We start from the raw sequence: 26,766 nt of genomic DNA, 5'->3' as shown, positions 1-26,766 counted from the left end.
GGTAGTGTGGGGTTTCCCCATGTGAGAGTAGGTCATCGTCAAGATTAAATTCCGAAACCCCTATCTGCGTATGCAGGTAGGGGTTTTGTTTTGCCTGCGATAAACCGCCTGCATAAGTCCTCACAAATTTGCACAGTTATTTTCGGTTCAGGCCACTAGAATAGGCCCACCTTTTTCGGAACAAGAGTCTCATATGCCAGATTCGGTTGACGCCCCAAGGCTGTCAGATTTACCGCTGGACGACTTGATAGCGTGTCATGAGTGCGACCTGCTGATGCGCAAGCCCGAACTCGCCCACGGCGAGAAAGCGCTCTGTCCACGCTGCGGTTATGAGCTCTATGCGCATCGGCACAATGTCGTTCAGCGCAGCCTCGCCTTGGTCATCGCCGCACTGTTGTTATACATCCCGGCGAACTTTTTACCGATCATGCAGCTCAATCTACTCGGGCAGACGTCGCAAGACACTGTCTGGTCCGGCGTCCTTGGCCTATTCAATACCGGCATGCAAGGCGTCGCAGTGGTCGTATTCCTGTGCAGCATGGGCATTCCATTATTGAAGTTGCTCTGTCAGTTGGCCGTGCTCCTGAGCATTCGTTTTAATGTCGGACGCAGTTACGGTTTATTGCTCTACCGCATTTATCACCACCTTCGGGATTGGGGAATGCTCGAGGTTTACCTCATGGGCGTGCTGGTCGCGATCGTAAAGTTGGCCGATATGGCAGCTATCAGCGTCAGTCTTGGCTTGGCGTGCTTCATCAGTTTGTTGTTGGTCCAGGTGTGGTTGGAGGTGGTGATGTCGCCTCACCAGATCTGGCAGGCTTTGTCAGGAGAGGATGCCCATGCGGGCGATTGATGCAGGCATTCTGATGTGTATCGAATGCCATGAGTTGAACAAGCAGCAACCGGGCATCGACGAGCAGATCTGCACCCGTTGCGGTGCGCAAGTGCATGCCCGTCGGCCAAACAGCTTGAAGCGCACCTGGGCATTACTGATCACCGCTGCGATTCTCTACATCCCGGCGAATATGTTGCCGATTATGACCGTCAGCTCGCTGGGCAAAGGCGATCCGAGCACCATCATGTCCGGCGTGATTCAGTTGGCTCAGCACGGCATGATTCCGATTGCTGCCGTGGTATTTATCGCCAGCATTCTGGTGCCCACCTTCAAACTAGTCGGCATCGCTTTGCTGCTGTTTTCGGTGCAACGCCGCCAGCCTCTGTCGGCACGCCAGCGCATTGTGATGTACCGCTTTATCGAATTCATCGGCCGCTGGTCCATGCTCGACATCTTCGTGATCGCCATTCTGGTGGCGGTCGTTAATTTCGGACGGCTTGCCAGCGTCGAAGCCAATCTCGGCGCCATCGCCTTCGCCAGTGTGGTGATTTTGACCATGCTGGCCGCAGTTACTTTCGATCCCCGACTGATTTGGGATAACACGGAGTCGGACGACGACCATGACTGATTTGCCTACCGCTAAAACCCGACCGGCCTCCAACTGGTCTGCAATCTGGGTCCTGCCATTGATCGCCCTGATCATCGGCGGCTGGCTCGGCTGGCGTGCCTACAACGAAACCGGGATCGAGATTCAAGTGCGCTTCGAGAGCGGCGAGGGCATCCAGGCCAACAAGACTGAAGTGGTCTACAAAGGCATGTCGGTCGGAAAGGTGAAGACTCTTAAACTCGACGACGAAGGCAGCTCCAAAGGGGTGATCGCCACTGTCGAGATGAACAAGGACGTCGAGCAATACCTCAAAACCAGCACGCGTTTCTGGCTGGTCAAGCCGAGTGTTAGTCTGGCCGGTATCACTGGCCTCGAGACGCTGGTCTCGGGCAACTACGTAGCCATCAGTCCCGGTGAAGGCGAGCCGACGCGCAAGTTCAAGGCGCTGGCCGAAGAGCCGCCGCTGTCGGATTCCAAGCCCGGTCTGCACCTGACCATCAAGGCTGATCGTCTCGGTTCGCTGAATCGCGGCAGCCCGGTGTTCTACAAACAGATCAAAGTCGGCCAGGTCAAAAGCTACCTGTTGTCCGAGGATCAGAGCACGGTCGAGCTCAAGGTCTTTATCGAACCGACTTACGCCAGCCTCGTGCGCAAACACACGCGTTTCTGGAACTCCAGCGGCATCAGCATTGACGCCAACCTGTCCGGCGTGAAAATCCGCAGCGAATCCCTGGCCAGCATCGTTGCCGGCGGCATCGCGTTCGCCACACCGGAGAATCGCAAGGACAGCCCAGCCACCGATCCAAGTCTGCCATTCCGGCTCTATGAAGACTTCGATGCGGCGGCAGCGGGGATTCGGGTCAAGGTCAAACTGAGTGATTTCGAAGGCCTGCAGGCTGGCCGCACGCCGGTCATGTACAAAGGCATTCAGGTCGGTAACTTGAAAGCGCTGAAGATTGATCCGGACCTGTCCGCCGCCACCGCTGAATTGACCCTGGATCCGCTGGCCGAGGACTACCTCGTCGCCGGCACGCAGTTCTGGGTGGTCAAGCCGTCGATTTCGCTGGCCGGCATCACCGGTCTGGAAGCGCTGGTGAAGGGCAACTACATCGCCATTCGTCCCGGCGACAAGGGCGGCGAGCCGCAGCGCGAGTTCGTCGCGCGGCCCAAGGCGCCGCCGCTCGACCTGCGTTCGCCGGGCTTGCACCTGGTGCTGTTCACCGAAAGCCTGGGGTCGCTGGAAGTCGGCAGCCCGATTCTCTACAAGCAGGTCAAAGTCGGTTCGGTGCAGAGCTACCAGTTCTCCAAAACCAAGAAACAATTGATCATCGGTGTGCACATCGAGAAGGAATACGAAGGACTGGTCAACGCCTCGACGCGCTTCTGGAACGCCAGCGGCGTCACGCTCAGCGGTGGTTTGACCGGCGGCATTCAGGTCAAAAGTGAATCACTGCAAAGCCTGATGGCCGGCGGTATCGCTTTCGAAACCCCGGAAGCCAAAGCGCCGCTGCAAAAGAAGATCCCGCGTTTCCGTCTGTTCCCGAGTCACGACGAAGCGAACCAGAAAGGCGCTGTGGTCACCATCAAGGTTGATCGCGCAGACGGCTTGCGCACCGGCACGCCGATCCGCTTCAAGGGGCTGGACGTCGGCAAAATCGAGAGCGTCGACCTCACCGACGATTTGCAGTCAGTATTGCTGACCGCGCGGATCACCGAAGTGCCGGAGCGCATTGCGCGGGTTGGCAGTCAGTTCTGGGTGGTCAAACCCGAGCTTGGGTTGATCAAGACCTCGAACCTGGAGACGCTGGTCACCGGTCAATACATCGAAGTGCAACCGGCGGCGAAAAACCAGGGGCCGCAGAAGAACTTCGTGGCGTTGGCCAATCCGCCGGAGCTGACCAAAGCCGAGGCCGGTTTGAGCCTGGTGTTGAGCGCGGCGCGTCGCGGTTCGCTGAAAACCGGGGTGCCGGTGACTTACCGCGAAATCACCGTGGGCAAAGTGACCGGTTATGAACTGGGCCAAACCGCGGATCGCGTGTTGGTGCACATCTTGATCGAGCCGAAATACGCGCCACTGGTGCGCAGCGGCACGCGTTTCTGGAACAGCAGTGGATTTGGTTTCGATTACGGCTTGTTCAAAGGCGCGACGATGCGCACCGAATCGCTGGAAACCCTGATTCAGGGCGGCATCGCTTTTGCCACGCCGGACGGCGAGCGCATGGGCAACCCGGCGCGACCTGAGCAGACCTTCCCGTTGTTCGACAAGTTTGAGGATGAGTGGCTGACCTGGGCGCCGAAGATTTCGCTCGGCAAGTAATGTTTGTGGTGGGTGTGCTGCCGCCATCGCGAGCAAGCTCGCTCCCACAGTTTGATCGCATTCTCATGAGATAAACGCGGTCACCTGTGGGAGCGAGCTTGCTCGCGATGGGTCCCTGAAACTCACAACAAATCCCAAGCCATAAAAAAGGGCCGCGATCCAAACAGATCGCGGCCCTTTTTTTGCCTTTCAGTCAAAGCCGATCAAACCGCATCCAGCTCCGGCTCATCCGCTCCCACGTGCACCGGCGCCTTCACCTCATCGTGGCGACGGATGTACTTCCAGTCCGCCTCATCAATGTAGATGCCGTTTGGCCCGCTGCCACCTTCCAGGTCGATCGCCACACTGGCGCAAACCTGCGGTTTCACACTCGCCAGAATCGGCACGAAGCCCAGTTGCAGACTGGTTTCCAGCAGCGCTGCCTGGTTTTTCTCGTCGATGTCCGCCGCTTCGTCGAGGTAGTACGGCAGGCGCACGCGACCAGCCTGGTCGCGGTCCATCAAGTGCAGCAACAAATACATGTTGGTCAGCGCCTTGATCGTCATCGTCGTGCCGTTCGACGCCGCGCCGTCGATGTCGGTGTGAATTACCGGTTGGCCGTTGACCTTGGTGATCTCGAACGCCAATTCGAACAAATCCTTGAGCCCGAGCTGGTTGTGGTTCGCCGCCACCAGCCGCGCCAGGTACTCCTTGGCTTCTTCGTTCTTGTTGTCCTGATCGGCGCTTTGGCTCAGGTCGAACACCGACAGCGTTTCGCCTTCTTCATACTGGCCAGCGCTGTGGATGATCTGGTCGATGTGCTTGAGCGCTTCCTTGTTCGGCGCGAGGACGATGCGGAAGCTCTGCAGGTTGGAGACCTGACGCTTGTTGATCTCGCGGTTGAACAGCGCCAGTTGATGCTCGAGGCTGTCGTAGTCGCTGCGAATATTGCGCAAGGTCCGCGCGATATCGGTAACTGCCGCACGCCGCGCCTTGCCGAGGGTCAGCGCTTCGTCGGTGCGGTGCGCATAGGCGTTGATCAGCAACTGCAGACGCCGCTCCATGTCGTCTTCGCTGTCGAACTTGGCCACGCCCTTGAGGCGAACCTGCGCGTACAACGCTTCGATCTGCCCGTCGCTGCGCTGCAAGCCCTGCCAACTGTCCTGATAGTCGTTGAGCAACGGCAACAGGTTATCCATGGAATCGTCGATCGGGTCCATGAACGGCGTGCCGAACGGCAAATCGGCCGGCAACAACTGGCGGCGGCGCAGGGCGTCGTCGAGGGTGCGTTGCTTGGCTTCCATGTCGCCGATCTGCCGGCCGACCAATTGCAGTTTGGCCGACAGTTGCTGGACGCGTTCGGTGAAGGCGTCACTGGAACGCTTCAACTCTTCCTGCGCGGCTTCCATCTGCGCCAGTTGCTCAAGCTTGTCGTCTTCCTCGGCGCTCAAGGTTTGCGCGCGACGGAAATCTTCCAGCGCTTTCTGCGCGTCCAGCACTTGCTGGTACAGCGCTTCAGTCTGAGTCTTGCTCGCCGCGCGGTCGGCTGCCACGGCTTGCTGGGTTTTCAGTTGCTTGAGTTCTTTGTCCAGGCGTTCTTTCTGATCGCGCAATGCGGCGCGGTCCGCCAACGCTTGCAGGGCCGGCGGCTCGATGTGGGAGATGTCGATCGACAGCCCCGGCACTTCGAAACGCTCACCTTTGAAGCCATCGAGAATCAGCTCCAGCGATTTCACCCACTGGCCATCTTCGTCGAGGGTAATCCCGTGTTCGCCCAACGGCAGGCTGAACAGCGCGCTGTTGAACAGACGCATAAGGCGCTCGACGTCTTGCTGTGAGAACTCTTCGCGCAGACGTGCGTAGCTGTTGTTGTCGGCATGATCGAGTTGCTGTTTCACCGACTTCAGGCGTTTTTCCAGTTCGCGCAAACGCTCTTCGAGGTCTTCGGCGCTGAACTGCCGCGACTGCGCCAGCGCACCGGCCAATTCGTCGTGCGCGTCCTTGGCCGCGAGCAGTTGTTGCTCCAGAACCTTGACGTCGCTGACCAGGGCAAAACGATGCTTGAGCACCGCCAGTTCGCCGAGCCAGCGCTGGATGCCGGTGATTTCGCGCTCCAGGCGCATCAGTTCCTGAGTGCCGCCGCGCTGATCGTTTTGCAGCGCGTCCTGCTCGTTGCGGTAATGTTCGGCCTGAATCGTCAGCTCTTCCTTGCGCGCACTGGCGTAGTCCGACCAAGTGCCGAGCAGCGAATCGAGCAGCGGCGAGATGCGATGCAGCTTGCCGCGCAGGATATTGCGCTGGGCCACGCCCGACGCGAGCGCTTCAACCAACGGGCCGGCGGTGACCAGCGAGTTGTAGTCCTGTTCCATGCGTCGTACATCACGGAAGGCTTCTTCGCACGCGGCGATGTAATCAACGCTACCGGAACGCAAGCTGTGCTCGAAGGCATCGAGGAACAATTGCTTGAGTTTGGCCGCGGTGATTTCACGCATGTGCAGCAAGTTGATGAACAACGCGCGGAAGGTCTTCAGGCTTTGCTCGCTGGTGGAACGCAACGGAATCAGCGTCAGGTCCAGCGGCACCGAGGTGTGGCCGCCAACCAGCAAACGGCGCAATTCATCAGGCTTCAGTTCGTAGGCTTTCAGGCCTTCGCGCTCAAGGTTGGTGAACAGCTCTTTCTGCCGCAGGCAGGTGTCGTTTTTCTGGTAATGCGCCAGGTCCAGCTTGCCGGCGTAGGCAAAAAACTGGTGACCGAAACCACCGCCCGGGCCGCGTCCGACCACGCCGATCACGTGTGGACCGTGGGGCAGCGAGACTTCGACGAGGATGTAACTGGTGTCCGAGGCGAAGTAGAAACGCCGCGATTGCTCGAGGCTGTACTTGCCGAAACTCATGTCCGACATGCGCGCCAGAATCGGGAACTGCAAGGCGTTGATCGAGGCGGATTTGCCGAGGTTGTTTGCGCCGTAGACCGACAACGGTTCTTCCAGCGGAAACAGACCGAGGCTGTAACCGGCAGTGTTCAAAAGGGCGAAGCGGCGAATGCCGTAACGTTCCTTGCTCATGCGTCGGTCTCCTGTTCTTCGGCGATGGCGCGGGCCATGGCGTCTTCTTCGCTTTCTTCAGCGAAGTCGCTGAGGTCGAGCGGGTCATCGGTTTCCAGCAGTTTTTCGTCACTGTCATCATCGATCAGCACTGGCACCGGCAACGGCAATACGCTGTGCAGACTGGCCGCCAGATCGCGGTCCTGCTGCACCGACAGGCACACGTCGAGGAAGCGGTGCATCGGCGGCAGGAAGCGATAGATACCGTTTTCTTCGCCGGCGAAACCGAGTTGCGTCATGCGGCGCATGATTTTTTCTTCGAGTTCTTCGACGGTCTGTACTTCGGCCTGAATGAACAGGTCGCGGTACTTCTCCAGCAGCGACGGCAATTCATCGCGGCCGAGGCTGCCACCGTCGAGCACGGCGACCGGGTCGCGGCCCTGATCGGCCAGATGCTCGACGAGGATGAAAGTGAACAGCGCCAGGCGTTGCGCGGTTTTATTCACCGCTGCGGCAGCGAGTTCCGGGACGAAGTAATAGAAGCCACGGGTGTCGCAGACCAACTCAAAACCTAACGCGCGAAACAGCGTGCGGTACTGGTCCTGGAAGTTCGACAGTTGCGCGTACAGCTCCGGATCGCGGCGGCTGACGTGGTAGCCCTTGAACAGCTCGCGAAAAATCGGCGCCAGCTGAGACAGTTCGGATAGATCAAGATGCATTGGGGATGCTCGCAGAATCCTCGGCGGCGCTGTCGCGGGCCGAGAGCAGGGCGAAGGAGCGCAGGCTGACCTGATGCTCATGAGTGTGGTAATCGCGGCGTTCCAGACGTTCGCGTTTGAAGCGTTTTTCCCGCGACAGGCGCGAGAACCAGTAAAGCAATTCGTCGGTGGCGCCGTCCGGTTCCTGCTCCAGCAGCCAGGTCATCAGGTCCGGCATCGGCAGCGCGTCTTCGCAGCGTTCGAGCATTTCCCGGACCGTGCGCGGTGCGCGCGGTGCCTCACCTTTCTGGGTTTTGTGCGCCTTGGGGAAACGCGCCGGTTTCGGCTCGAAACGCGCCAGCGCATACACGTAGGCTTCGACCTGACTGGCGCTGCCGAGGAAGGTGCTTTGCGGGCGAGTGAACATCGGCATGGCGGCTTGCGGCACCGCGTCGATGCCTTTGCGCCGAATCGCTGACAGGGCCAGCGCGGCGCCACGGGTCACGGCGTTGTGGCGGCGCGCTTCTTCACGCAGCGGCAGCAGCAGTTCCCGGGCGTGACGCAACGTCAGTTGGGCGCTGGTCTGCATTTCGAGGATGCGCGCGTGGGTGCGCAGCAACATGTCGTCATCAACCAGATGGCCGAGGCGCTGCTGTTCCGTGAGCATCTTCAGCAGAACGTTTTCGACCTTGCGCACGCCTTGCTCGAACGCACCGTCGGCGTTCACCAGTTGAATCATCGGCTCGACGTATTCGTCCCAGGTCGCCAGCACTTCGGCGTAACGCTGACTCAGCGGAATCTGTCGATCGCTGGTCTTCGCGCGCTCGGCGACCGCGACCAGCGCCTGTTCATCGTTGGCGAGTTTCTTCAGGACATCGCGCACGCGCATGTCGAGCAGGCGCAATTGGCGCGCCAGATCGTGGCCGTCGCGGATGTCGAAAGCGTCCTGGATGTAGCCGGCCAGGCGTTCGAGGTGACGCAGATACGCTTCGATTTCCAGACACAGGCCTAAGCGGTGCTCACGGCGCAGGTAAGCGAGGAAATCGTGGATCTGCGCGTTCAGCTCGAAACGATTCGGGCTTTTCGCCACGGGCACCAGAATGTCGAGGCGGATCCACACGTCCAGCAGGCTGGTGATGTCCTGCGGGGTACTGTCCAGTTGCTGGGCGGCCAACTGTGAACGCAGTTCGTTGAGGCTCAAAGTGCCTTGGTCGAAGTGCTCGCACAGTGGCTCCAGAAGTGCCCAGTGTTCAGCGAGGGCGCGCAAGACGCGCTTGGGTTCGATCATCGGGATGGCCGGCTGGTTGTCGAATAAAAGCGGCGATTGTACTGCATCGCGCCCGTTGCGATTCACTCTCGGGACGGGCAGTCGTTGTTTGCAGGTTCAAGAGATCGATCAAGCGCGGGCGATCTTCGGCGAAGGGCGGTAGAATCAGCGCACTTTCAGTTATCCACAAGTGGCCGACCTTTGCTTATCGAGTCCCGTCGCCGCGCTTATTTGACCGCCATGCAGGTGGTCAACTGGCTGCCGCGCACCGAATTGCCCTTTGCCGCGCCCTCGCGTCCCGAACTGCTGGAGATGCCCGAGCCGTTGGTCGTTGCGCCGCTGCTGCCGGTGTCAGTGGTCGCGCCGGTTGCCGAAGCGCCCGCAGAACCGCTGATCAAACCGAGCGAGCGGGTCAAGATCGAAGTGCCGCGTCCGTCATTGACCAGCACCCGTTCGGGCGCCAAGGTCGAAGAAGAGGCGGCGCCGGCCGCGGCCAAGGCGCCGGTGGTACCGCCGCCGCGTTTTGCCCTGCAGTTATTGCGCGCCGGGCGCTGCTTGCTGCTGGTCGAGTTGCCCACAGGCGAGCCGTTCCAGACTCGCGACCCGGCCTACATGTTGCTCAAGGACATGCTGCGCGCCGCCGGTCTGCCGGACAGCCCGCAAATCGTCGGCGAACCGGTGCGCTGGCCGTTGCTGGTGCGCGGCACCATGGACCAGGGCCCGGAGGCCGCGCGCGACTTCGTGCAGGGTTTTCTCTCTGCCAGAATCGAAGACGCGCCGTGTGTCTGCCTGTGGCTGATCGGTCTGCCGGCGGTGCGTTTTGCCGGCGAAGCGAACGCCGAATCCTTCAACCGTGAACTCCAGGTCGAAGGCTTGGGCTCGGTCTGGGCCCTGCCGGGTCTGGAACTCTTAATGGAAGAGCCACAGCGTAAGGCTGATGTCTGGCAAGCCATGCGTCGGCTGATGGCGCGTTGGAAAGAATCAAATGAGTGACGCTGTATCGTTCCGCCCGATGACCGAAGCGGACCTCGACGCTGTACTGAAGATCGAATACGCGGCGTATAGCCATCCGTGGACGCGCGGGATTTTTCTCGATGGTCTCGGCAAATACCAGATCTGGCTGATGTTCGAAGGCTCACAGCAAGTCGGCCACGGCGTGGTGCAGATCATTCTTGATGAAGCGCATCTGCTGAACATTACGGTCAAACCCGAGAATCAGGGCCGAGGCCTGGGTTTGACGCTGCTTGAGCATTTGATGTCGCGGGCGTATGCGGCCGAGGCGCGGGAATGTTTTCTGGAAGTGCGCGACAGCAATCGCGGCGCGTTTCGTTTGTATGAGCGTTACGGGTTTAACGAGATTGGCCGGCGTCGCGATTATTATCCGGCGGTGGGCGGGCGTGAAGACGCCGTGGTCATGGCTTGCACGTTGGTTGACTGAATTCTGAAAGCTTAATTCTAAAAGCTTCGCGGGCAAGCCTCGCTCCTACAGGGTATTTGTTTCGTACATGAAACCTGTGGGAGCGAGCTTGCTCGCGATGGCGATCCATCAGGCGCTACGGATCAACGATTGCCGTCCAGCGGATCCCGCTGAGCCAATTCCGCTTCATCCAGTCCATTGCCGCCGCCAATCTCGTCTTCATCGACAATGCTCAAATCCCAATCCGCCTGATCGGCTTCACCCGCTTCAGACGCGTCGCGCGCGCCGTCCTCGCGGATCAGCGTTTCCGGGCTCATGTCATCGTCGGTCGGTTCATGGTCATCGCTGGAGGCGCCGGTCATGCCGGCTTCGCGCACGCGTTCACTGGGCATCAGGCGTTCGCGTTCGTTTTCCGGCAGTTCGTCGCCGATCCTGGCGCTGGGCTCTTCGTCGTCAAAGTCCAGCTCGCGCATCGAACCCATGCGATCTTCGTTATCATCGATCGGCTCGGGTTGCACCGCATCGTACGGACGTCGTGAATCAGTCATGGCAATTCCTCATACTGTGGGCCTTACTAAGGTGGACCCGCTGTGTGGCCGAGAATTCCACCGACATGCAGCGCCGGTTGGCTGTGACCGATTTCAGGGCATCAGGGCTATCTGCATCGCGCGCGTGACCTCGAAGGGCGGCCGTCTGTCAAAGCAGCGCATCATTCTTGAGGCTTCTATGCATGAACGAATTACAAGATCTGATTGATAACAACGAGCGCTGGGCTGACGCGATCACCAAAGAAGATCCTGATTTCTTCGCCAAACTGGCCCGCCAGCAGACCCCGGAATACCTGTGGATCGGCTGTTCCGACGCGCGTGTGCCGGCGAACGAGATCGTTGGCATGCTGCCCGGCGACCTGTTTGTTCACCGCAACGTGGCCAACGTGGTGCTGCACACCGACCTTAATTGCCTGTCGGTGATTCAGTACGCGGTGGACGTGCTCAAGGTCAAACACATCCTGGTCACCGGCCACTACGGCTGCGGCGGCGTGCGCGCTTCGATGCAGGACCGGCAGTTGGGGTTGATCGACGGCTGGTTGCGCTCTATTCGTGATCTCTATTACGAGAAACGCGAAGAGCTGGCCAAGTTGCCCACCGAAGAAGAACGCGTCGACCGCCTCTGCGAGCTCAACGTGATTCAGCAAGTGGCCAACGTCGGCCATACCAGCATTGTGCAAAACGCTTGGCATCGCGGGCAGAACCTGTCGATCCATGGCTGCATCTACGGCATCAAGGATGGTCGCTGGAAAAGCCTCAACGCAACGATCAGCGGTTTCGAGCAATTGCCGCCGCAATATCGTCTGCGCCCGGTTGGCGATTCGTAACGCTCGGTTATCTGCAACTCGCAAACTAAGCGCCTTCGCGTGTGAACCTGGGTTCATGCGCGAAGGCGTTTTGCGTTTTAGGCCTTCGACCCTAGAGCTTGGAGCTTAGATCTGAGGTGCGGGAATGGCCGGCGCCGGTGCCGGTGCTTGCAATAGTTTGAGTTCGGATTTGACCGGTGGGGTCGCGCATTTGGTTGCTGCGTCTGCCGGGCTCAAATCGCGGATCGAGGTGTAAAACAGCTCACAGGTCTTTTCTTTCTGGGTCACTTGCCAGGTTTGCGTGCAGCTTTTCAGCAGAGCTGAGGCATCGCTTCCCGGTTTGCTGCCCATCCCGGCCTGCCAGCACGCGGCGCTCAAATCCTGGCCCATGACTTTCAGGCCAGCGGCATCAGCCTTCGCCTCGGCGTCGGGGCCGGTGTAGGTCGCCGGGTCAGCGGCGTACCAGATGTAACTCGGATGATTGGAACCCAGCACCGGCACCTTCACCCCGGCGCTCGGGCTGATGCTCGCCAGGCCCAGCACGCCGACGGTTGCGCCGTATTGCTGCTTGATCCAGTTGCGTACCGGCGCGCCGAACGCAACCATTGGCAACGCCACGCCTTCGGCATTCTGGCTGACGTCGTTGACCATGGTCGTCTGATAATCCTTGAAATAGTCGTAGACGCCTTCCAGATCCTTGCCGGCGCTGGACGGCGCGGCAATCGGCGCGATATCGATGATGGTCTGGTAACCCGGCGTCTGCTCGGGCGCGATGCCATTGTCCGTGAGCAGCGTGGCCCAGCGATCGGTGGTCGCGGATCGCAGATAATCCTGCGCCTGGGTCAACGAATAGTCGGGCGGGAAGTGCAGCAATTCGACACTTTTGCGGTTCTCCAGCGCCATGCCCAACGGCAGGAATAGGTACCAGCTATACGCCCATTTGCCATCGGCATTCAGCTTGCTGGCGCCGCTGTAGGCCAAGTCGCCGGCATCGAGCAGCGCCGCCAGTGGTTTTTCATAACCCTTGGGCACGCCGCTGATCTCGACGTAAAGCTGATCGTTATCGGTTTTCACCAAGACCTTCGCCGCACTGTAACCGTCGCGTTGCACGCTTTGGGTCAGGTAATGCTCGACAGTCTGCTCCAGCGTCCAGTTGCGAAAGCAGATCACATTGCAATTGTTGGGATACGCGAAGAGCCGGGTGACGCGTTCGGTACTGCCCAGTTTCAGGTCGACATCGGCGTGGGCGGGGGCGCTCAGCGTGAGCGCAGCGAGGGTAAGTCCTGCGAGTTTGAACATGCTCAGATCCTTTTCAGCGTGAGCCCCTCTTGCGGGGTGAGCGCCATACTGGATTAGGAAAAGTCGACAAAGAAGTAGTTGGAAACAGAATTTTTGCGGCATGCCGAGCCTGACTGTTTCCGTCATGCAACAAGAGGCCCTCAGTTCATTGGGCTGAGGGCCGCCGATTGTTTGCGATCTACAGCAGGTGCAGCGCCAGATCACTTCCCACGCGCAGGTATTCGACTTGGGCAACCACGGCGTCTCTGACGATGGCTTCGCCGGTATCGGTCAACTTGGCTTTCTTCGCATCGATCACCGCCAGTTGCAGCAGCTGCATGGAGACATCCATGGATTTTTGAAACGCGGTCAGATTGTTGTGCGGGCCAAATTCACAGATCACCGCGTCCATGCGCCGGTCGGCGTCGTCACGAAGCGTCTGGTATTCAGCCAATGAAATGCGGCCGTCCTGGTACATCTCATTGATCATTTCTTCCAGCGATTTGGATATTGCAGGCATTGTTCAGATCGTCCTTGGATAAAGCGGCAAGTAGTTGAAGGTTCCGTTTCTGCGCACAGCAATGCGCAGGCGGAGTCTAATTCAGCCGTCTATGGATAAGAGATAGGAAGGGGCCGAGATTTATGTCAGGTGATGGCAGAGGTGTTTGTAGGAAGAGTCGATTTGGAGTGGAAGTTGATTAAATAACCGCCGCTCCCTCATTGGATTGGCGGTGTATTGGAGTTGATTTACGGCATCACCGGCGCCGTATAAACCAGCGTCGTCCCCAACGCCCACAGCAGCAGCAACACCAGCGGCGTATGCACCAGCAATTGCACGAACGAGAACCCGATCAAGTCGCGCGCCTTGAGGCCGAGTACGCCGAGCAGCGGCAGCATGTAGAACGGGTTGATCAGGTTCGGCAGGGCTTCGGCGGCGTTGTAGATTTGCACGGCCCAGCCGAGGTGATAGTTGAGGTCGTTGGCCACTTGCATGACGTACGGCGCTTCGATGATCCATTTGCCGCCGCCGGACGGGATGAAGAAACCGAGGATCGCCGAGTACACGCCCATCAACAGCGCGTAGGTATCGTGGGACGCGATCTGTACGAAAAAGGTTGAGATGTGGTGGGCCAGCGTCTGCGCGTCGGTGCCTTTGACGGTGGTCATCAGCGCAGCAATCGAGCCGTACAGCGGAAACTGGATCAGCACGCCAGTGGTCGTCGGCACCGCGCGGGACACCGCATCGAGAAAGCTGCGCGGGCGCCAGTGCAGCAGCGCGCCGAGCATCAGGAAAAGGAAGTTGTACGTATTCAAACCGGAAATCGCGCTGATCGCCGGTTTGGTCGAGAACTCGTGAAACAGCCAGCCTGCCGCCAGCAACACCAGCAAAATCGTCAGCAGCGGGCTGTGCTCCAGCCACTCGCCGGGACGCGTACGCGGTTGCAGTGGCGGCAGATTGAAGCTCGGATCGATCCCGCACGCAGCGGCGTCACGCGCAGTGTTCGGGCCGGGCGCGGTGGCGTAGGCGATGATCAGCGAGACCACGATCAGCGCCAGCAACAGCACGCCGGATTGCCAGAGAAAGATCGTTTCGGTGAACGGAATAACACCGGTGATCGACAGAATCGACGGCGGCAGGCTCGCCGGGTTCGCCTGCAATTGCGCGGCGGACGACGACAGGCCCAGCGCCCACACAGCGCCGAGACCCAGATACGCGGCGGCACCGGCGGCGCGATAATCCATTTTCAGATCGACACGGCGGGCGAGGGCGCGCACCAGCAAACCGCCGAACACCAGCGACAATCCCCAGTTGAGCAGCGAGGCGACCATCGAAATCAACGCCACCCACGCCACGGCGGACCTACCGTTTTTCGGGATCCGCGCCAAGCGGTCAATCAGCTTCACGGCGGGCGGCGAACTGGCGACCACATAACCGCCGATCACCACGAACGCCATCTGCATGGTGAACGGAATCAAACTCCAGAAACCGTCGCCGAACGCCATGGCGGCGTCGGTCGGTTTGGCGCCCATGGCCATCGTCGCCACGGCAACAATGATCACCGCGAGCGCGGCAAACACCCACGAATCTGGAAACCAGCGTTCGGCAAAACTGGAGCAGCGCAGGGCAAAACGGGCATAGCGGCTATCGTCGATATCAGCGGCCACGGGACTACCTCGAATTCTTATGATTATTGTGATGTTCCGGGCCGCAAGTGCCCGGCGGGTCAGGTGCCAACAGTAAAACAATCGACCGATTGTTGTGAGGGTGTTTTGGCCAAATCGGACTTTGGTCTAAGGCCTGAGGCACGGTTCTATCGGCGAAGTCGCGCGCGCGCCGGTCGTCATTATTTTTGGCCAACCCCGGCGCGCACTCTTCAGAAAATATCCTCAGCGCCGATGGCTAGGCTGCATCCCGCACAATTTTCTGCCCATCGGTGCTTTCCTCATGTTCAACAAACGCTTGAAGCAGGAGCTCTCGGCTCTTCGCGAAGAACTCTCCAGCCTCTTGCAAGTGAAGCAAAGCCTGGAAAGCGAGATGCTGGTTCTGACCCTTGAACCCGATGGGCGGATTCAATCGATCAACCAGAATTTCCTCGACGAGATGCGCTACAACAGCAGCGATCTGGTCGGGCGGCCACTTGAAGACATCGTGCCGGCGCACGTGAAATCCGATGAATTCCATCACCGCTTCAAAGCCGCGCTGAGTCGTGGCGAACACTTTGCCGGCGCCGTGCGTTTGCTGCGTGGCAACGGTGACGAGGCGTGGCTGCGTTCGATCGTGCAACCGGTGCGTTCTTCTGACGGGCGGATTCGGCATTTCTCGATTTTTTCCAGCGACCTGACCCGCACCATCGAAGCGTCCCGTGAACACGAAAACCTGATCGGTGCGCTGGTGCGTTCGACGGCGGTGATCGAATTCGACCTCAATGGCAACGTGCTGACAGCCAATGATCGCTTCCTTGATGGCATGGGTTACAGCCTGGCGCAGATCAAGGGCAAACATCACCGCACCTTTTGTGAACCGCAGGAATACAACAGCGCCGAGTATCAAAACTTCTGGCGGCGTTTGAACAACGGCGAGTTTGTCGCCGATCGTTTCAAGCGCGTCGACAGCCATGGCCGCGTGGTGTGGCTGGAGGCGTCCTACAACCCGGTGGTCGATGCCAATAACAAGCTCTACAAAGTAGTGAAGTTCGCTACGGTGATCACCGATCAGGTCAATCAGGAACAAGCCGTGGCCGAGGCCGCGAACATTGCCTACAGCACGTCGATCCAGACCGACAGCAGCGCCCAGCGCGGCACGGCGGTGGTCACGCAAGCGGTCGGCGTGATGCGCGATTTGGCCAGGCACATGCAAACCGCCGGTGAAGGCATCGAAGCGCTGAACGAGCAATCGCAGGTGATCGGCAATATCGTCAAAACCATCAGCGGCATCGCCGAACAGACCAATCTGCTCGCGCTCAACGCCGCCATCGAAGCGGCGCGCGCCGGTGAACAGGGGCGCGGATTTGCGGTGGTGGCCGACGAAGTGCGGCAACTGGCCTCGCGCACCAGCCAGGCCACCGATGAAATTGTCGGCGTGGTGCGGCAGAACCAGGACATGGCGCGCAACGCCGTGAGCCTGATGAGCGGCGGCAAATTGCAAGCCGAGCAAGGGTTGGCGCTGGCGGCGGAGGCGGGCACGGTGATCGTCGAGATTCAGGACGGCGCGCAGAAAGTGGTGAATGCGGTCGGCCAGTTCGCCAATCAACTGGCGACTTGATGCGCGGCGGGCGGTTGCCGTTACAATCGCCGTTTTACCCTTGGAGCAGACATCCATGACCGTTTCCCATCGCCGTCCGGTGCCGTTATCCAAGGCCTATCGCCTGCTCAATCACGGCCCGACCGTGCTGGTCAGCGCCGCCCACGATGGCCAGCGCAACATCATGGCTGCCGCGTGGGCGATGCCGCTGGACTTCGAACCGCCGAAAGTTGCGGTGGTGCTCGACAAATCCACTTGGACCCGGCAACTGCTCGAGGCATCGGGCACATTTGTGCTGAACGTGCCCTGCGCCGCGCAGGCCGATATCGTCCAGACCGTCGGCTCGACGTCGGGCCTGGCGCTGAGTCAGCAGCCCGGCGAGGACAAGTTTCAGGCTTACGGCTTGCAAACCTTCAGCGGCGAACTGATCGACGCGCCGATGCTCGAAGGCTGCGTCGCGTGGCTCGAATGCCGACTGCTGCCCGAACCGCACAATCATCAGCAATACGACCTGTTCCTCGCCGAAGTCATCGCCGCGCAAGCGGACGACCGCGTGTTCAGCGAAGGGCGCTGGCACTTTGAAGGGCACGATGATTTGCGCACCTTGCACCACGTCGCCGGCGGGCACTTCCTGAAGATTGGCGATCCGCTGGATGGCAAGACGCTGGTGAAATAAGCCAAACGCATAAACTCCTGTCTGGGAACGAGCCTGCTGGCGATTGCGGTAAGTCAGCTGTCTTGAAAACGATGCCTGGCAGAATATCGCCAAAATTATCGAGTTGTCCTCATCTGGATTTATGAATGTATTACAGCAGGTAATTATTGTTTTACGATAATTTATGCCTTAGGGTTTGCGTTCATTCACTTTCTCCAGGCATCTCCCATGACATCCAATCGTCTCGCTCATCTCAGTCAGCGCATGGCGGCAGTAACGCTGTTGCTTATCGTCGTCATGCTGGCACTCAATGCAGCTCTCTGGGTGTTCCCGATCATCGCCAGCAAAAATGGCTGGGGCCTGGGGTTTGCGCTGAGCGAGCGCCAACTCTCGGATATCGCCGACAGAGCAGCGCTGTTTCCCTGGTGGCAAACATTGGGCGCGATTGCGTTATCGAGCGTGCCATTACTGGCGCTGGCATTGGGGCTGGGGCACTTGCGGCAGTTGTTTCAGAGTTACGCTCGCGGTGAGTATTTTTCCAGCGAGGCGGCTCGGCACTTTGGCAAGGTCGGACGCGCCGTGGCGATTTGGGTATTGCTCGATTTCCTCTGCGAACCGCTGTTGAGCGTGTGGGTCACGATGCTCGAACCTGTTGGCCAGCGCATGATGTCAGTGAGCATCACGGCACCGAGTTTTGTCGCGCTGTTCCTGGCCGCGTGTATTTCGATCATCGCGCGTATCCTGTTGCAGGCCAGTGAAGTGGATTCTGAAAACCGTACCTTCGTTTGAGATTTTTATGTCAATTGTGATTCATCTGGATGTGATGCTTGCGCTGCGCAAAGTCAAATCCAAAGACCTCGCGGCAGCCATCGGTATTACCGAGGCCAACCTGTCGTTGCTCAAACAAGGCAAGGTCAAAGGCCTGCGCTTGGCAACCCTGGACGCGATCTGCCAATACCTGAAATGCCAGCCGGGCGATCTGTTGATCCATGTACCCGACGTCGAATAAAACCAGGCATCAGTTGCAGCCATGCACGCGTGGCCGCAACCGGTGACCAATCGCTGATCAGTTCAGCGCGGCAACCACTGGTTCATCGATAACTCCAGCCTGCCGGTCCAGCGTTTCCGGCATCGCCACCAACAGCAACACCAGCGCGGCAGCCGCCACCGCCGCCAAGGTCAGAAACGCCGCGCTGTAACCTGCTTGCTGGACCACCAGTCCGGCCAAGCCATTACTCAGCGCGGCGCCGAGGCCAAATACCGTCGACAGCGCGCCGAGGCTGACATTGAAGCGCCCGGTGCCTTGGGTCAGGTCCTTGATCACCACGGGAAACAACGCGCCGAAGATCCCCGCGCCGACGCCGTCGAGCAACTGCACGGCGACCAGCCAATACGGATCGTCCGACAGCGTATAGAGCACGCCGCGCAATGGCAGAATCAGGAAACCGGCGAGCAGCAACGGTTTGCGTCCCCACACATCAGCCTTCCATCCCACCAGCAAAGCTACCGGGACCATCACCAATTGCGCGGCGACGATGCAGGCAGAGGTCAGCGGCGTGGCCATTTGCAGATTCACCAGAGACAATTTCTGACTCACCAGCGGCAGCATGGCGGCGTTCGCCAAATGAAACAGTCCACAGCAGATCGCGAAAATCAGCAGCGGCCGATTGTGCAGCAGCACGTTGAGCCCGGAAGGCTGTTCGCCGTGGGCCGGGCCTTGCGGGTCGAGGCCTCGGGCGACGTCATGGTCGATGGCGTGCGGCGCGATAAAACTGATCGCAATCACGCTGGCCAGCGCCATCACCGCCATCAAATAAAACACCGCCACCGGACCGAACAAATAGGCAAACCCGCCGGCCAACAATGCGGCAGCCGCGTTGCCGGCGTGGTTGAAGGTTTCATTGCGCCCGGTGCGGCGGGTGAACGCGCGCGGCCCGGTAATGCCCAGCGAAATCGCGGAAATCGCCGGGGCAAACGCCGACGCGGCGACCGCGCTCAATGCTTGGGTCAGCGCCACCAACGTGAAGGAAGTGATGAACGGCAGCAGCAGACAACTCACCGTCACCAGCAGCGCGGCGGCAATCACGACTGCGCGTTTGCGCCGGGTGCGGTCGATCAGCGCCCCCGCCGGGGTTTGCGTCAACAGCGCGGCGATGCCGGCCACGGTCATCACCAGGCCGATACTCGCCGGATCCCAGTTGTGCACCGCCAACAGATAAATCGCCAGGTACGGCCCGAGGCCGTCGCGCACGTCGGCAAGAAAGAAATTCAGCCCGTCGAGTGAGAGGGCGTTGCGACGATCGGTCGAAGCGTTCAAGGGCGGCCTCACAGGACGGAGCGCAGGCGCGTGCTGCGCATTCACAAAGACTCTTCAGCAATGACCGTCGGCCGCAGCGCGAAGTTGCAGTCGCTTTAAATCATCGGTGCCGCCGTGTTATGAAGCAGCACGTTCACGATGAGGCCAGGCAATGAGCAAGTTACGCGTTGGGATTATTTTTGGCGGCCGCTCGGCCGAGCATGAGGTGTCGCTGCAATCGGCGAAAAACATCGTCGATGCGCTGGATCGCTCACGTTTCGAGCCGGTGCTGATCGGTATCGACAAGCAGGGCCACTGGCACCTCAACGATCCCTCGAATTTCCTGCTCAACCAGGAAAACCCGGCGCTGATCGCCCTCAATCAATCCAATCGCGAGTTGGCGGTGGTGCCGGGCAAGGCCAGTCAGCAACTGGTCGAAACCAGCAGCCAGGAACTGCTCGGCCACGTCGATGTGATCTTCCCGATTGTCCACGGCACCCTCGGTGAGGATGGTTGCCTGCAAGGACTGTTGCGCATGGCCGACTTGCCGTTCGTTGGCTCCGATGTGCTCGGTTCGGCGGTGTGCATGGACAAGGACATCACCAAGCGCCTGTTGCGTGATGCCGGAATTGCCGTCGCGCCTTTCGTCACCCTCAACCGCGCCAGTGCTGCGCGGATTGACTTCGCCGAGGTGCAAGGCAAACTCGGCTTGCCGCTGTTCGTCAAACCGGCGAATCAGGGTTCTTCGGTCGGCGTCAGCAAAGTCACCAATGAAACCGAATACGCGGCAGCAGTCGAACTGGCGCTCGGCTTCGACGAAAAAGTCCTGGTCGAATCCGCCGTTATCGGTCGCGAAATCGAATGCGCGGTGCTCGGCAATGACCAACCGATTGCCAGCGGCTGCGGCGAGATCGTGGTGCGCAGCGGCTTCTATTCCTACGACAGCAAATACATCGACGACCAGGCTGCCGAAGTCGTGGTCCCGGCCAACATCAGCGCCGCGTCCAGCGAACGCATCCGCGCCCTGGCGGTAGAAGCGTTCCAGTTGCTCGGCTGCTCCGGGCTGGCGCGGGTCGACGTGTTCCTGACCGACAGCGGCGAAGTGCTGATCAACGAAATCAACTCACTGCCCGGCTTCACCCGCATCAGCATGTACCCTAAACTTTGGCAGGCGACGGGCATGAGCTATAGCGAGCTTGTGAGCCGCCTGATTGATTTGGCGGTGCAGAGGCATGAGGTGCGCAAGGGGTTGAAGATTAGTCGGTAGCGTTGCGTGTAGGAAAACGCTGCGCTTGCCCGCAGGATCGGGAACACCGTCCACCAAAAAAGGCTTACCTCTCGGTAAGCCTTTTCTCCTGCCAGCGTAAGAATCAATCCCCCAACGCTTCTCCCTCACGTCGCGGGTCGGCCCCGCCGGCCAGTGCGGATTTTCCCTGTGCGTCCTTGACCCGAACGATTGCCTGGGTGCCGCTGGTCATGTCGATTTCGTTCAACGCGTGTCCCTTGTCGCGCAGCGCCTGGATCAGCGCCGGGCTGAATTGTCCTTGCTCGAGTTCGGTCGGGCCGTTGCGGCTGCCGAAGTTGGGCAGGTTGATGGCGGATTGCGGGTCGAGATTCCAGTCGAGCAGGCCGATGGTGGATTTGGCCACGTATTCGATGATTTGCGAGCCACCGGGGGAGCCGAGGGTGGCGAGGAATTCGCCGCTCTGGCGGTCGAAAATCAGGGTTGGCGCCATCGACGAGCGCGGGCGTTTGCCAGGTTCGACGCGGTTGGCGACTTTCTGCCCGTTTTCTTCGGGGATGAACGAGAAGTCGGTCATCTGATTGTTGAGCAGGAAGCCTTGGACCATCAGGTGCGAGCCGAACGCCGACTCGACGGTGGTAGTCATCGACACCGCGCCGCCCGCGTCATCGACTGCGACCACTTGCGAGGTGGAAATGCGCAGCGGCGAACGGTCGGGCGCGTAGGCCACTTGAATGCCCGGCGGTGTGCCGGGTTTGGCCGTGCCCGTGCTGCGGTCGCCGATCAGCGCGGCGCGGCTGGCGAGGTAGCTCGGGTCGATCAGGCCTTTGACCGGCACCGGCACGAAGTCGCTGTCGGCGACATATTGCGCGCGGTCGGCGTAGGCTTGGCGTTCGGCTTCGGCGATCAGATGCACCGCTTCAGGCGTCGGTTCGATGCCGGCGGGTTTGTTGGTTTTGACTGGTTTCAGCGGCGCGAGCGCGAAACGCGGGTCGCGGGTTTCCAGAGCTTGCAACGTGCCGAGAATCTGCGCGATGGCGATCCCGCCGGAGGAGGGCGGCGGCATGCCGCAAACCTGCCAGCGTTTGTAATCGGTGCACAGCGGCGCGCGTTCCTTGGCCTGATAACCCTGAAGATCGTTCAGCGACAAACTGCCGGGGTTTTGATGGCCCTGGACCTTGGCGACGATTTCTTCGGCAATCGGCCCTTTGTACAACGCGTCGGGACCTTCTTTGGCGATCCGTTTCAGCGCGGCCGCGAGGGGCGGATTTTTCAGCAAGGTGCCGGTGGCTTTCGGGCTGCCGTCGGCGTTGAGAAAGTACGCCATCATGTCTGGCGAGCGGCGCATCGACGAGTCGGAAGCAATCAGTTGATGCAAACGCGGCGAAATCGCAAAGCCTTGCTCCGCGAGTTTGATCGCCGGCTCGAACAGCGTCGCCCACGGCAGTCGCCCATGCTGCTGATGCGCCAATTCGAGTGCGCGCAACACCCCCGGCGTACCCACCGAACGACCACCGATTTGCGCCTGGGTGAACGGCATCGGTTGGCCATCGGCCTGTAGGAAAAGTTTCTCGGTGGCGCCGGACGGAGCGGTCTCGCGACCGTCATACGTGCGCACAGCCTTGCCGTCCCACAACACAATCAACGCACCGCCGCCGATGCCCGAAGATTGCGGCTCTACCAGCGTTAGCACCGCTTGCATCGCAATCGCCGCATCAATCGCCGAACCGCCCTGACGCAACATCGCTCGCCCAGCCTCGGCCGCCAGTGGATTGGCTGCCGCCGCCATGTGTTTCGAGGCGTGACGAGTTTGCAGATCCGTGCGAAAACCCGAAGCGGCTTCCGGGGCGAGGGGCAGGTTTGCAGTGGGTGGGGCGTTGCACGCGGCGAGGGTCAGCGCGCTGGCGAGCAGCGAAATCGCTGACAGACGATAGCGATTGAGGTGGAAGGCTGAGAACACGTGAGGCACTCCGTCCGTGGGAAAGGTCTGGCGACTGTATCGACCGACCGGGCAGGACGCAAACCAGCGCCGAGCGCGACAGTGGGTTTTGACCTTCAGCAACCGGTGGATTTTCTGTAGGGGCGAAGGCCACCGCGCCGTCAGAACATTAATTCTTCCCGGAGCTGGCTGCCATGCGCGCTCAACGCCTTGATTCACGAGACTTTTTTCGACGCATAAAAAAACGGCCTACCTTTCGGTAAGCCGTTTTTAGTACTTGGTGGCTACACAGGGACTTGAACCCCGGACCCCAGCATTATGAATGCTATGCTCTAACCAACTGAGCTATGTAGCCAAGTGGCGCGCATTATTCACCTGGAATGCAGATGCGTCAAGCGTAAATCTAAAATATTTCTCTACACTTTCAACCGCTTATCCTCCCGGCCCGAAAATACGGGACGAAACGGCGGCTCAACTCAGCTGAAATCTCCCAGTATTGGCGCTCAACGCCTTGCTGCCCTGGCTCAACGTATCGGCGGCGAGGTTCACGGCGCGGGCGCCTTCGAGCAATCTCACCGCAGCCTGATCGACTTGTTGAATGTTGCCGCTGACTTCGTCGGCGGTGCTCGCCTGTTCTTCGACGGCGGTGGCGATTTGCGCGAGGGTGTCGGTGACGCTTTGCACGGCGCTGGCGATTTCGCCCAGGCGTTCGCCGAGGCCGGTGACGGCTGCGGCATCGGACTGCGCCTGGCCGCACGCCGCTTCCATCAAACTCACTGCTTCGTTGACCGTATTGCGCAGGCTGTCGACGGTGCCGGCGATTTGCGCGGTGGACGATTGCGTGCGCTGGGACAAACTGCGCACTTCGTCGGCAACCACCGCAAAACCGCGACCTTGTTCACCGGCGCGCGCCGCTTCGATGGCGGCGTTGAGCGCGAGCAGGTTGGTTTGCTCGGCGACGCCACGAATGGTGTCGACGACCAATTGAATCTGCTGCCCTTGCTCACTGACCCGGCCCAGCGCGGCAGCCGTTTCGTTGAGGCGCTGATTGAGCTGCTGAATGCTCGCCGTGGTGCGTTGGCTGTCGCGGCTGCTGTCGGCGGCGATGCGTTGCGTATGCTGCGCGCTGCCGGATGCCTGTTCGCAACTGTGGGCGACGCCTTGCGAAGTCGCGGCCAATTGCGTGGCAGCGGCGGCGATCTGGCTGATCTGAATCTGTTGCGCCTCGACTTCGCCGAGGGCGCCGCTGGAGTGATCGTTGAGCGTGCGCACCGCGTTGCTCAGTTGCAGCGTCTCGTGATCGACGCCGAGCAAACTGTTGCGCAATTGCACCACGGCAACGTTGAGCGCGGTGCTGATCGCCGCCAGTTCATCGCGTCCCTGCACCGGCACTTGCACGCTCAAATTGCCGTCACGCAGCGCTTCGGCGAGCACGGTGATGCCGCTGGCGCTGCGGCGGATCGACGCTTGCAGACACACAAACAGATACAGCGCCGCCAGCAGCAGGCAACCGAGCACGCTCGCAACAAGGATGAATTGGCGGATCGCCGAGTTGTGGTAGTAATCCAGGCGTTGATCCAGCGACGTCAGCGATTGTTGACGCAGCGACGCGAGGTCGCCGAGCAGCGAATCGAGATTGCGCTCGAAGTCTTCAGGTTTGAGGTTGATGCTGCCGCCGAACACGCCGTCATCGAGCACTTTGAGGCTGGCATCCAGATGTTGCAGGCTGTCGTGATATTGCCCGGCCCAGGTTTGCAGCGCGTTCGGCAATCGCGCTTCGAGCAGGCCGGCGGTTTTCACCAGTTGCTCGCGGGCGTCACCGATGCGCCCACGCAAATCGCGCAATTGCAGACGGCTTTGCAACGTGAATTGCCCCGACACCACCGACGCCTGGCCGACGGCGGCGAGGCGGCCGACGCGCTCAATCAGGTCCGGCGCGTGCTGGGTCGAGATTTGTGTGAGCAAATAAGTTTCGAGCCACGGCGCCAGCGTCAGGCGATTGTCCATGGCGATCTGTTCGCGCAACGCTTGCAGCGCGCTCAGGGCATTGGTGAAACGTTCGTAACCGTCCGGCCACCAGCCGACGCTGCTGAGGCTTTTCGAGTCGAGGCCATTCAGCGCGGTTTGCAGGGCGTGAAAACGCGCCTGCGTTTGCGCTTCGGCGCCTTCATTGCTCAGCGCGTTGCCCAGGTCGGTGGTGGCTTGGGCGACGGCGGGTTGCACGGCGTCGAACGCGCCCATCGCGGCGATGGTCGCCGGGGTCGGCTGACGATTGGTTTCGGTGGCGCGCCAACGGGCGGCGCGATCACGTTGCGCGGCGAGCAGGTTGTCCAGCGCGTCCAATGCAAGCAATTGCCGAACGCCGGCACGTTCGCCGGAAATTAGCTGCAGTTTGTCCCGATAATCCAGACCGATCATCCACAAGCTGCCGGCCAGCGGCAGGATGAACAGCAGAAACAGCAACTGAAATTTGCGCGCGAAGCCAAAACGCCCCAGCAGCCCGATCCCCGGTGATAAAAAAGCCTGCATGCCCCATGACTCCTGTGAGCACCACGCACCATTGGCGTGCGCCGAGGTCGTTGCGACCGCGACTTGTGCCCTTTTAAAAGGCCTCGAAAGTTCACCCTCGCCAGCTCTGTAGGCCGGCTCTGTAGCGAAACTTCCCATTCTCGACTGCCTTTGTAAGGCAGCCGCGTTGAAGCGGATAAGCAAGGCAAGATTCAGACCATGGCGTTGCGCTATCACCTGCTGATCGACAAAAGTGCAAGTCGTTAGCTCGCTAAGGGGATAGCGCTGCTGCACTGAAAAATGGCACATTGGCGAACCTGCCCGCGTGCACCCATCTGCTGTACGGAAACTCTCATGGCTATCACCAACGTCCAATCCGGCGCTACGCCGGCGTCCGCGACACCGCAAAGCAGCCCGCTGGTCATGCGCATCATCGGCGCGGTGGCGCTGGCGCATTTGATCAACGACCTGATTCAGTCAGTGCTGCCATCGATTTACCCGATGCTCAAAGCCAACTATGGCCTGACCTTCACCCAGGTCGGACTGATCACCCTGACGTTCCAACTGACCGCGTCGCTGCTGCAGCCGTGGGTCGGTTATCACACCGATCGGCATCCGAAGCCGTGGCTGCTGCCGGCGGGGACGGTGTGCACGCTGATCGGTATTTTGATGATGTCGGTGGTCGGCAGTTTCCCGATGATTCTGCTGGCGGCGGCGCTGATCGGCATTGGTTCGTCGACCTTTCACCCGGAAGCCTCTCGCGTGGCGCGACTGGCTTCGGGCGGCCGCTATGGTTTGGCGCAATCGACGTTTCAGGTCGGCGGCAATGCCGGTTCGGCGTTTGGTCCCTTGCTGGCGGCGGCGATCATTATTCCGTTCGGCCAGGGCCATGTGGCGTGGTTCGGACTGTTCGCGGTGTTTGCGCTGTTCGTGCTCTATCGCATCAGCCGCTGGTACGCCAATCACCTGAACCTGTTCAAACTCAAGCAGGGCCAGGCTGCGACGCACGGCTTGTCGAAGAATCGGGTGATCAGCGCGTTGGTCGTGCTCGGTTTGCTGGTGTTCTCCAAGTATTTCTACATGGCGAGTTTCACCAGTTACTTCACGTTTTACCTGATCGAGAAATTCGACCTGTCGGTGGCCAGTTCGCAACTGCATCTGTTCCTGTTTCTGGGCGCGGTGGCGGCGGGGACGTTCTTCGGCGGGCCGATCGGCGACAAGATCGGGCGTAAAGCGGTGATCTGGTTTTCGATTCTCGGCGTTGCGCCGTTCACGCTGATTCTGCCGCACGTCGATCTGTTCTGGACCAGCATTCTCAGCGTGGTCATTGGCTTCATCCTCGCCTCGGCGTTCTCGGCGATTGTGGTGTACGCGCAGGAATTGGTGCCGGGCAATGTCGGAATGATCGCCGGAGTATTCTTCGGTCTGATGTTTGGTTTCGGCGGGATTGGCGCGGCGTTGCTGGGGCATTTGGCGGATGTTCACGGGATTGAATACGTGTACTTCCTGTGCTCGTTCCTGCCGCTGTTCGGGGTGCTGGCAATCTTCCTGCCGCGCACCAAAAAGGCCTGATGCGGTTTCAGGGGC

At 60.1% G+C, this 26,766-nt stretch carries 22 protein-coding genes, 1 tRNA gene and 1 pseudogene; 13 read left to right on the top strand and 11 right to left on the bottom strand.

Annotated features, from left to right (window positions below):
* Nucleotides 1-193: 193 nt before the first annotated feature.
* The 3 genes from FBY12_RS23185 to FBY12_RS23175 are packed head-to-tail and all read left to right on the top strand — an operon-like array spanning nucleotide 194 to nucleotide 3,759.
* The gene (locus FBY12_RS23185) at nucleotides 194-853 is read left to right on the top strand and encodes a paraquat-inducible protein A (protein WP_121731887.1); all 660 of its coding nucleotides are present in this window, start codon (nucleotides 194-196) and stop codon (nucleotides 851-853) included.
* On the top strand, nucleotides 840-1,463 hold the full coding sequence (locus FBY12_RS23180; RefSeq protein WP_145256215.1) for a paraquat-inducible protein A: 624 nt from the start codon (nucleotides 840-842) through the stop codon (nucleotides 1,461-1,463). The genes FBY12_RS23185 and FBY12_RS23180 overlap by 14 nt, the downstream gene beginning before the upstream one ends.
* A complete protein-coding gene (locus FBY12_RS23175) occupies nucleotides 1,456-3,759 on the top strand; it encodes an intermembrane transport protein PqiB (RefSeq protein WP_145256213.1) in 2,304 nt (767 codons plus the stop codon). Before FBY12_RS23180 ends, FBY12_RS23175 begins: the two co-directional genes overlap by 8 nt.
* Before the next feature lie 203 nt (nucleotides 3,760-3,962).
* Here FBY12_RS23175 and mksF read toward each other — a convergent pair whose 3' ends face one another.
* From mksF to mksB, 3 genes are read right to left on the bottom strand one after another with little or no spacing between them, the layout of a single operon-like run.
* Entirely contained in the window at nucleotides 3,963-6,803 is a 2,841-nt protein-coding gene (gene mksF / locus FBY12_RS23170; RefSeq protein WP_145256210.1) for an Mks condensin complex protein MksF, read from the bottom strand.
* A complete protein-coding gene (gene mksE / locus FBY12_RS23165) occupies nucleotides 6,800-7,501 on the bottom strand; it encodes an Mks condensin complex protein MksE (RefSeq protein WP_092277959.1) in 702 nt (233 codons plus the stop codon). Before mksE ends, mksF begins: the two co-directional genes overlap by 4 nt.
* Nucleotides 7,491-8,768, bottom strand: coding sequence for an Mks condensin complex protein MksB (gene mksB, locus FBY12_RS23160; RefSeq protein ID WP_178111794.1), 1,278 nt, complete (start codon nucleotides 8,766-8,768; stop codon nucleotides 7,491-7,493). The genes mksE and mksB overlap by 11 nt, the downstream gene beginning before the upstream one ends.
* A gap of 219 nt (nucleotides 8,769-8,987) precedes the next feature.
* On the opposite strand from mksB, the gene FBY12_RS23155 reads away from it, so the two are divergent.
* Together FBY12_RS23155 and rimI are read left to right on the top strand one after the other, a co-directional pair.
* Nucleotides 8,988-9,740 carry an energy transducer TonB gene (locus FBY12_RS23155; RefSeq protein WP_145256237.1) on the top strand — a complete coding sequence of 251 codons (753 nt, stop codon included), beginning with the start codon at nucleotides 8,988-8,990 and terminating at the stop codon, nucleotides 9,738-9,740.
* On the top strand, nucleotides 9,733-10,185 hold the full coding sequence (gene rimI / locus FBY12_RS23150; RefSeq protein WP_092277965.1) for a ribosomal protein S18-alanine N-acetyltransferase: 453 nt from the start codon (nucleotides 9,733-9,735) through the stop codon (nucleotides 10,183-10,185). Before FBY12_RS23155 ends, rimI begins: the two co-directional genes overlap by 8 nt.
* Nucleotides 10,186-10,307: 122 nt before the next feature.
* Here rimI and FBY12_RS23145 read toward each other — a convergent pair whose 3' ends face one another.
* Complete coding sequence (locus FBY12_RS23145; protein WP_145256203.1) at nucleotides 10,308-10,712, bottom strand: serine kinase/phosphatase; 405 nt, start codon at nucleotides 10,710-10,712, stop codon at nucleotides 10,308-10,310.
* 182 nt (nucleotides 10,713-10,894) lie between these two features.
* On the opposite strand from FBY12_RS23145, the gene can reads away from it, so the two are divergent.
* Nucleotides 10,895-11,539 carry a carbonate dehydratase gene (gene can / locus FBY12_RS23140; RefSeq protein WP_121731882.1) on the top strand — a complete coding sequence of 215 codons (645 nt, stop codon included), beginning with the start codon at nucleotides 10,895-10,897 and terminating at the stop codon, nucleotides 11,537-11,539.
* A 105-nt stretch (nucleotides 11,540-11,644) separates the two neighbouring features.
* Here the strand turns inward: can and FBY12_RS23135 are convergent, their stop codons facing one another.
* From FBY12_RS23135 to FBY12_RS23125, 3 genes are all read right to left on the bottom strand, one after another.
* Nucleotides 11,645-12,817, bottom strand: a complete 1,173-nt coding sequence (locus FBY12_RS23135) for a hypothetical protein (protein WP_145256200.1) — start codon at nucleotides 12,815-12,817, stop codon at nucleotides 11,645-11,647.
* A gap of 178 nt (nucleotides 12,818-12,995) precedes the next feature.
* Nucleotides 12,996-13,316 (bottom strand): hypothetical protein, encoded by a 321-nt coding sequence (locus FBY12_RS23130; RefSeq protein WP_145256197.1) that lies wholly within the window; start codon nucleotides 13,314-13,316, stop codon nucleotides 12,996-12,998.
* Between the two features lie 227 nt (nucleotides 13,317-13,543).
* Complete coding sequence (locus FBY12_RS23125) at nucleotides 13,544-14,962, bottom strand: short-chain fatty acid transporter (RefSeq protein WP_145256194.1); 1,419 nt, start codon at nucleotides 14,960-14,962, stop codon at nucleotides 13,544-13,546.
* 280 nt (nucleotides 14,963-15,242) lie between these two features.
* Here FBY12_RS23125 and FBY12_RS28225 point away from each other — a divergent pair.
* From FBY12_RS28225 to FBY12_RS23105, 5 genes and pseudogenes are all read left to right on the top strand, one after another.
* A pseudogene (locus tag FBY12_RS28225) lies at nucleotides 15,243-15,971 on the top strand (PAS domain-containing protein); the annotation flags it as partial.
* 156 nt (nucleotides 15,972-16,127) lie between these two features.
* Complete coding sequence (locus FBY12_RS28220) at nucleotides 16,128-16,559, top strand: methyl-accepting chemotaxis protein (protein ID WP_371927526.1); 432 nt, start codon at nucleotides 16,128-16,130, stop codon at nucleotides 16,557-16,559.
* A gap of 55 nt (nucleotides 16,560-16,614) precedes the next feature.
* Nucleotides 16,615-17,214, top strand: coding sequence for a flavin reductase family protein (locus tag FBY12_RS23115; protein ID WP_145256188.1), 600 nt, complete (start codon nucleotides 16,615-16,617; stop codon nucleotides 17,212-17,214).
* A 207-nt stretch (nucleotides 17,215-17,421) separates the two neighbouring features.
* Entirely contained in the window at nucleotides 17,422-17,982 is a 561-nt protein-coding gene (locus tag FBY12_RS23110) for a DUF2975 domain-containing protein (protein ID WP_145256185.1), read from the top strand.
* A gap of 7 nt (nucleotides 17,983-17,989) precedes the next feature.
* Nucleotides 17,990-18,202: a helix-turn-helix transcriptional regulator gene (locus tag FBY12_RS23105; protein ID WP_121731875.1), complete on the top strand. Its 213-nt coding sequence runs from the start codon at nucleotides 17,990-17,992 to the stop codon at nucleotides 18,200-18,202.
* A 57-nt stretch (nucleotides 18,203-18,259) separates the two neighbouring features.
* On the opposite strand, the gene FBY12_RS23100 is transcribed toward FBY12_RS23105, so the two are convergent.
* Nucleotides 18,260-19,510 carry an MFS transporter gene (locus FBY12_RS23100; protein ID WP_121731874.1) on the bottom strand — a complete coding sequence of 417 codons (1,251 nt, stop codon included), beginning with the start codon at nucleotides 19,508-19,510 and terminating at the stop codon, nucleotides 18,260-18,262.
* Between the two features lie 151 nt (nucleotides 19,511-19,661).
* Between FBY12_RS23100 and ddlA the strand changes: the two genes are divergently transcribed.
* Entirely contained in the window at nucleotides 19,662-20,756 is a 1,095-nt protein-coding gene (ddlA, locus tag FBY12_RS23095) for a D-alanine--D-alanine ligase (RefSeq protein ID WP_145256182.1), read from the top strand.
* Nucleotides 20,757-20,859: 103 nt separating this feature from the next.
* Here ddlA and ggt read toward each other — a convergent pair whose 3' ends face one another.
* The 3 genes from ggt to FBY12_RS23080 all read right to left on the bottom strand — a co-directional run bounded on the left by ggt (nucleotide 20,860) and on the right by FBY12_RS23080 (nucleotide 25,200).
* The gene (ggt, locus tag FBY12_RS23090) at nucleotides 20,860-22,692 is read right to left on the bottom strand and encodes a gamma-glutamyltransferase (protein WP_145256179.1); all 1,833 of its coding nucleotides are present in this window, start codon (nucleotides 22,690-22,692) and stop codon (nucleotides 20,860-20,862) included.
* Between the two features lie 257 nt (nucleotides 22,693-22,949).
* Nucleotides 22,950-23,026: transfer RNA gene (locus tag FBY12_RS23085), tRNA-Met, on the bottom strand.
* A 116-nt stretch (nucleotides 23,027-23,142) separates the two neighbouring features.
* The gene (locus FBY12_RS23080; RefSeq protein ID WP_145256176.1) at nucleotides 23,143-25,200 is read right to left on the bottom strand and encodes a methyl-accepting chemotaxis protein; all 2,058 of its coding nucleotides are present in this window, start codon (nucleotides 25,198-25,200) and stop codon (nucleotides 23,143-23,145) included.
* Between the two features lie 333 nt (nucleotides 25,201-25,533).
* On the opposite strand from FBY12_RS23080, the gene FBY12_RS23075 reads away from it, so the two are divergent.
* Nucleotides 25,534-26,751, top strand: coding sequence for an MFS transporter (locus FBY12_RS23075; protein ID WP_145256173.1), 1,218 nt, complete (start codon nucleotides 25,534-25,536; stop codon nucleotides 26,749-26,751).
* Nucleotides 26,752-26,766 lie beyond the last annotated feature (15 nt).

The sequence above is a fragment of the Pseudomonas sp. SJZ131 genome, from assembly GCF_007828705.1.
GTDB lineage: Bacteria > Pseudomonadota > Gammaproteobacteria > Pseudomonadales > Pseudomonadaceae > Aquipseudomonas > Aquipseudomonas prosekii.
The sequence above is the reverse complement of the archived record's forward strand: the minus strand, read 5'-3'. Positions and strand labels throughout refer to the sequence as shown.

Bases quoted from the DNA above. Each gene is read 5' to 3' on its own strand.
- FBY12_RS23155 (WP_145256237.1), top strand. From the start codon at position 8,988: ATGCAGGTGGTCAACTGGCTGCCGCGCACCGAATTGCCCTTTGCCGCG.
- rimI (WP_092277965.1), top strand. From the start codon at position 9,733: ATGAGTGACGCTGTATCGTTCCGCCCGATGACCGAAGCGGACCTCGAC.
- mksB (WP_178111794.1), bottom strand. From the start codon at position 8,768: ATGATCGAACCCAAGCGCGTCTTGCGCGCCCTCGCTGAACACTGGGCA.
- FBY12_RS23180 (WP_145256215.1), top strand. From the start codon at position 840: ATGCGGGCGATTGATGCAGGCATTCTGATGTGTATCGAATGCCATGAG.
- FBY12_RS28220 (WP_371927526.1), top strand. From the start codon at position 16,128: ATGCGCGATTTGGCCAGGCACATGCAAACCGCCGGTGAAGGCATCGAA.
- FBY12_RS23130 (WP_145256197.1), bottom strand. From the start codon at position 13,316: ATGCCTGCAATATCCAAATCGCTGGAAGAAATGATCAATGAGATGTAC.
- FBY12_RS23115 (WP_145256188.1), top strand. From the start codon at position 16,615: ATGACCGTTTCCCATCGCCGTCCGGTGCCGTTATCCAAGGCCTATCGC.
- FBY12_RS23185 (WP_121731887.1), top strand. From the start codon at position 194: ATGCCAGATTCGGTTGACGCCCCAAGGCTGTCAGATTTACCGCTGGAC.
- can (WP_121731882.1), top strand. From the start codon at position 10,895: ATGAACGAATTACAAGATCTGATTGATAACAACGAGCGCTGGGCTGAC.
- mksF (WP_145256210.1), bottom strand. From the start codon at position 6,803: ATGAGCAAGGAACGTTACGGCATTCGCCGCTTCGCCCTTTTGAACACT.
- FBY12_RS23175 (WP_145256213.1), top strand. From the start codon at position 1,456: ATGACTGATTTGCCTACCGCTAAAACCCGACCGGCCTCCAACTGGTCT.
- mksE (WP_092277959.1), bottom strand. From the start codon at position 7,501: ATGCATCTTGATCTATCCGAACTGTCTCAGCTGGCGCCGATTTTTCGC.
- FBY12_RS23105 (WP_121731875.1), top strand. From the start codon at position 17,990: ATGTCAATTGTGATTCATCTGGATGTGATGCTTGCGCTGCGCAAAGTC.
- FBY12_RS23145 (WP_145256203.1), bottom strand. From the start codon at position 10,712: ATGACTGATTCACGACGTCCGTACGATGCGGTGCAACCCGAGCCGATC.
- FBY12_RS23135 (WP_145256200.1), bottom strand. From the start codon at position 12,817: ATGTTCAAACTCGCAGGACTTACCCTCGCTGCGCTCACGCTGAGCGCC.
- FBY12_RS23080 (WP_145256176.1), bottom strand. From the start codon at position 25,200: ATGCAGGCTTTTTTATCACCGGGGATCGGGCTGCTGGGGCGTTTTGGC.
- FBY12_RS23075 (WP_145256173.1), top strand. From the start codon at position 25,534: ATGGCTATCACCAACGTCCAATCCGGCGCTACGCCGGCGTCCGCGACA.
- FBY12_RS23110 (WP_145256185.1), top strand. From the start codon at position 17,422: ATGACATCCAATCGTCTCGCTCATCTCAGTCAGCGCATGGCGGCAGTA.
- ddlA (WP_145256182.1), top strand. From the start codon at position 19,662: ATGAGCAAGTTACGCGTTGGGATTATTTTTGGCGGCCGCTCGGCCGAG.